The following is a 5,826-nucleotide window of genomic DNA, read 5'->3' as shown; positions in this document are numbered from 1 at the left end:
GTGGCTATTTTACAATTGAAGTCCGGCGGTGTCCTACTCTCCCACAAGGTCCCCCTTGCAGTACCATCGGCGCAGAGAGTCTTAGCTTCCGGGTTCGGAATGTAACCGGGCGTTTCCCTCTCGCTATGGCCGCCGAAACACTATTGATTTATGTATCAGTCTGGGCCAGTTCACATCACAGAGCATTCCACCGAGGTGGGTGCTCAGCAGTGTGTGCTGGGCGCAGTTCCCGACCGTAAATCGGGAACCACAAAGTGGACGCGAGAATTCTTCTCAGTCACCATTCGACAACCCTAAGGTCGCCCAGTGAGGTGGGGTGTTATCAATTTATCGACTTATTAGTACTGGTCAGCTCCACAGGTCGTTAGTCCCTGCTTCCACATCCAGCCTATCAACGCAGTAGTCTAGCTGCGAGTCTCTCGGCCTAAGCCATGGAAATCTCATCTCGAAGCTGGCTTCCCGCTTAGATGCTTTCAGCGGTTATCCATTCCGAACGTAGCTAATCAGCGGTGCTCCTGGCGGAACAACTGACACACCAGAGGTTCGTCCATCCCGGTCCTCTCGTACTAGGGATAGATCTTCTCAAATTTCCTGCGCGCGCAGAGGATAGGGACCGAACTGTCTCACGACGTTCTAAACCCAGCTCGCGTACCGCTTTAATGGGCGAACAGCCCAACCCTTGGGACCTACTCCAGCCCCAGGATGCGACGAGCCGACATCGAGGTGCCAAACCATGCCGTCGATATGGACTCTTGGGCAAGATCAGCCTGTTATCCCCGAGGTACCTTTTATCCGTTGAGCGACAGCGCTTCCACAAGCCACTGCCGGATCACTAGTCCCGACTTTCGTCCCTGCTCGACTTGTCAGTCTCACAGTCAAGCTCCCTTGTGCACTTACACTCGACACCTGATTACCAACCAGGTTGAGGGAACCTTTGGGCGCCTCCGTTACTTTTTGGGAGGCAACCGCCCCAGTTAAACTACCCACCATGCACTGTCCCTGAACCGGATTACGGTTCGAAGTTAGATATCCAATATGACCAGAGTGGTATTTCAACAATGACTCCACCTGAACTAGCGTCCAAGCTTCACAGTCTCCCACCTATCCTACACAGGCCACACCGAACACCAATACAAAGCTATAGTAAAGGTCACGGGGTCTTTCCGTCCTTCTGCGCGTAACGAGCATCTTTACTCGTAGTGCAATTTCGCCGAGTTCGCGGTTGAGACAGCTGGGAAGTCGTTACGCCATTCGTGCAGGTCGGAACTTACCCGACAAGGAATTTCGCTACCTTAGGATGGTTATAGTTACCACCGCCGTTTACTGGGGCTTAAATTCACAGCTTCGCCTTACGGCTAACCGTTCCTCTTAACCTTCCAGCACCGGGCAGGCGTCAGTCCGTATACATCGTCTTGCGACTTAGCACGGACCTGTGTTTTTAGTAAACAGTCGCTTCCCACTGGTCTCTGCGGCCCTGCAGCGCTCCCGGAGCAAGTCCGTTCACGCCTTAGGCCCCCCTTATCCCGAAGTTACGGGGGCATTTTGCCGAGTTCCTTAACCACGATTCTCTCGATCTCCTTAGTATTCTCTACCTGATCACCTGAGTCGGTTTGGGGTACGGGTAACTTGAACCTCGCGTCGATGCTTTTCTTGGCAGCATAGGATCACTGATTTCGTCCGTGAGGACTACCCATCGAGTCTCAGCCGTAATGAGAGACGGATTTGCCTATCTCTCGGCCTACATTCTTAGACCGGGACAACCATCGCCCGGCTCAGCTACCTTCCTGCGTCACACCTGTTAATACGCTAACCGCACCAGAATAGGGTCGTACGCTAGGCCCCACGCCTCACCCCGAAGGGATTGGTCTAGGGGATTCAGATACTTAGCATTACTGGATTGGTTTGGGCGGTTCTTCGTCAGTACGGGAATATCAACCCGTTGTCCATCGACTACGCCTGTCGGCCTCGCCTTAGGTCCCGACTTACCCAGGGCGGATTAGCCTGGCCCTGGAACCCTTGATCATTCGGAGGACGGGTTTCTCGCCCGTCTTTCGCTACTCATGCCTGCATTCTCACTCGTGTAGCGTCCACGGCTGGTTTACACCGCCGCTTCACTCGCCACACGACGCTCTCCTACCACTCCGTACGGCTGAACCACGAAGGCTTACCTAAAATACGAAATCTACAACTTCGGTGGTGTGCTTGAGCCCCGTTACATTGTCGGCGCGGAATCACTTGACCAGTGAGCTATTACGCACTCTTTCAAGGGTGGCTGCTTCTAAGCCAACCTCCTGGTTGTCTATGCAACTCCACATCCTTTCCCACTTAGCACACGCTTGGGGACCTTAGTTGGTAGTCTGGGCTGTTACCCTCTCGACGATGAAGCTTATCCCCCACCGTCTCACTGCTGCGCTCTCACTTACCGGCATTCGGAGTTTGGCTAACGTCAGTAACCTTTTAGGGCCCATCAGCTATCCAGTAGCTCTACCTCCGGCAAGAAACACGCAACGCTGCACCTAAATGCATTTCGGAGAGAACCAGCTATCACGAAGTTTGATTGGCCTTTCACCCCTATCCACAGCTCATCCCCTCAGTTTTCAACCTAAGTGGGTTCGGTCCTCCACGTGCTCTTACACACGCTTCAACCTGGCCATGGATAGATCACTTCGCTTCGGGTCTAGAACCAGCGACTAAAACGCCCTATTAAGACTCGCTTTCGCTACGGCTGCCCCACACGGGTTAACCTCGCCACTGATCACTAACTCGCAGGCTCATTCTTCAAAAGGCACGCTGTCACAGCTACTAAGGCTGCTCCAACGGTTTGTAAGCAAACGGTTTCAGGTACTATTTCACTCCCCTCCCGGGGTACTTTTCACCTTTCCCTCACGGTACTTGTCCGCTATCGGTCATCTGGAAGTATTTAGGCTTATCAGGTGGTCCTGACAGATTCACACGGGATTTCTCGGGCCCCGTGCTACTTGGGATACTCTTCGGACCATTGCAACATTTCGACTACCGGGCTGGCACCGTCTATGGCTGGGCTTTCAATCCCATTCGTCTATATCACTTTGTAATCCTTGCTGTACGGCAGTAACAGCTGAAAAGTCCCACTACCCCGACCATGCAACGCCTGCCGGCTATCACACATGATCGGTTTGGCCTCTTCCGGTTTCGCTCGCCACTACTAACGGAATCACGGTTGTTTTCTCTTCCTGTGGGTACTGAGATGTTTCACTTCCCCACGTTCCCTCTACCCGCCCTATATATTCAGGCGGGAGTCACTGAGTCGTCTTGCAACGCCCAGCGGGGTTTCCCCATTCGGAAATCCTCGGATCAAAGCTCTATTATCAGCTCCCCGAGGCTTATCGCAGATTTATACGTCCTTCTTCGGCTCCAGATGCCAAGGCATCCACCGTTTGCTCTTAGAAAATTGATATCACATGAGTATAAGAATCGATCGCGACACCTAAGTGCCGAGATTGACCAATGAATTATTCCCCACAACCAAAGCTGTGAGGGTCATCGTTTATTTCTTGTGATCCGACCTTTCGGTCAGATCTAAGATGCTCGCGTCCACTGTGTAGTTCTCAAAATACGGGCGGTATCCTCCACCACAACCCCAAAGGGAAGCAGTACCAGGATCCGTTAGACCCAAACACCCTTGACGGGTGTTCACGGCCCTAAGGTACGAACACGAACCATCACAGTCCGTGGCCGGTCCCTCAGGACCCAACAACGTGCAAAGACCAGCACCCCTGAAACCCCTCGTTCCAACCGGCAAGCCGGCGTACTAAAGAAACAACAGTTCCTCTGATCACAATGTCAATGTTCCACCCATGAGCGCCGTCCAACCCGAACAGGCTGGTACGACTCGGCAACATAAATTCGTTCCCCACTAACTCTGTGTATACCGCAGAGACGAGAAAACGAGTTGCACGTGCTCCTTAGAAAGGAGGTGATCCAGCCGCACCTTCCGGTACGGCTACCTTGTTACGACTTAGTCCTAATTACCAATCCCACCTTCGACAGCTCCTCCCCTTGCGGGTTAGGCCACTGGCTTCGGGTGTTACCGACTTTCATGACTTGACGGGCGGTGTGTACAAGGCCCGGGAACGTATTCACCGCAGCGTTGCTGATCTGCGATTACTAGCGACTCCGACTTCATGAGGTCGAGTTGCAGACCTCAATCCGAACTGAGACCGACTTTTTGGGATTCGCTCCACCTCGCGGTATTGCAGCCCTTTGTATCGGCCATTGTAGCATGCGTGAAGCCCAAGACATAAGGGGCATGATGATTTGACGTCATCCCCACCTTCCTCCGAGTTGACCCCGGCAGTCTCCTTTGAGTTCCCACCATTACGTGCTGGCAACAAAGAACGAGGGTTGCGCTCGTTGCGGGACTTAACCCAACATCTCACGACACGAGCTGACGACAACCATGCACCACCTGTTTACGAGTGTCCAAAGAGTGAACTATTTCTAGCCCGTTCTCGTATATGTCAAGTCTTGGTAAGGTTCTTCGCGTTGCATCGAATTAATCCGCATGCTCCGCCGCTTGTGCGGGCCCCCGTCAATTCCTTTGAGTTTTAGCCTTGCGGCCGTACTCCCCAGGCGGGGAACTTAATGCGTTAGCTGCGACACAGAAACCGTGGAATGGCCCCTACATCTAGTTCCCAACGTTTACGGCATGGACTACCAGGGTATCTAATCCTGTTCGCTCCCCATGCTTTCGCTCCTCAGCGTCAGTAACGGCCCAGAGATCTGCCTTCGCCATTGGTGTTCCTCCTGATATCTGCGCATTCCACCGCTACACCAGGAATTCCAATCTCCCCTACCGCACTCTAGTCTGCCCGTACCCACTGCAGGCTGGGGGTTGAGCCCCCAGTTTTCACAGCAGACGCGACAAACCGCCTACGAGCTCTTTACGCCCAATAATTCCGGATAACGCTTGCACCCTACGTATTACCGCGGCTGCTGGCACGTAGTTAGCCGGTGCTTTTTCTGCAGGTACCGTCACTTTCGCTTCTTCCCTACTAAAAGAGGTTTACAACCCGAAGGCCGTCGTCCCTCACGCGGCGTTGCTGCATCAGGCTTGCGCCCATTGTGCAATATTCCCCACTGCTGCCTCCCGTAGGAGTCTGGACCGTGTCTCAGTTCCAGTGTGGCCGGTCACCCTCTCAGGCCGGCTACCCGTCGTAGGCTTGGTGAGCTATTACCTCACCAACTACCTGATAGGCCGCGAGTCCATCCTTGACCGAAATTCTTTCCAGCTCCTAGCCATGCGGCTGAAGCTCGTATCCGGTATTAGACGTCGTTTCCAACGCTTATTCCAGAGTCAAGGGCAGGTTACTCACGTGTTACTCACCCGTTCGCCACTAATCCACCAGAGCAAGCTCCGGCTTCATCGTTCGACTTGCATGTGTTAAGCACGCCGCCAGCGTTCATCCTGAGCCAGGATCAAACTCTCCATAAATGTTTGATTGCACCAACAAGCCGAAGCCCATCAATGCACATCTTGCGTTACCCGCACCCGGAATAGGGTGTCGAGGCAACAAGTTTGAAACTGACAGAACAAATCAATACTGACTTGCTTTGTTGTTTATATCTTTTTCCAAAGGAATCCGCTGCATAAACGAAACCGTTCTGATTAGAACAATTCCCATAAACACAGTCGGGTTTTTGGCATTTGACATTGTGCACGCTGTTGAGTTCTCAAGGATCGGACGCTCCTGACCTCCACCGCAAAACGGCTTCACCCCAGGGCTTTCAAAACCTATGTTGGCAACCTCCGCTGAAAGCGAAAGGCAACCTGTCTAACTTACCAGC

At 53.1% G+C, this 5,826-nt stretch carries 3 rRNA genes; all 3 read right to left on the bottom strand.

Features of this window, described 5'->3' with window-relative positions:
• Positions 1-20 precede the first annotated feature (20 nt).
• A 5S ribosomal RNA gene (gene rrf / locus I6E81_RS14180) occupies positions 21-137 on the bottom strand.
• A gap of 181 nt (positions 138-318) precedes the next feature.
• A 23S ribosomal RNA gene (locus I6E81_RS14175) occupies positions 319-3,436 on the bottom strand.
• Between the two features lie 512 nt (positions 3,437-3,948).
• Positions 3,949-5,473 (bottom strand): 16S ribosomal RNA (locus I6E81_RS14170).
• The 16S, 23S and 5S rRNA genes sit together here, the layout of an rRNA operon.
• Positions 5,474-5,826: the final 353 nt, after the last annotated feature.

This window comes from Salinibacterium sp. NG22 (genome assembly GCF_015864925.1).
GTDB lineage: Bacteria > Actinomycetota > Actinomycetes > Actinomycetales > Microbacteriaceae > Rhodoglobus.
The sequence above is the reverse complement of the archived record's forward strand: the minus strand, read 5'-3'. Positions and strand labels throughout refer to the sequence as shown.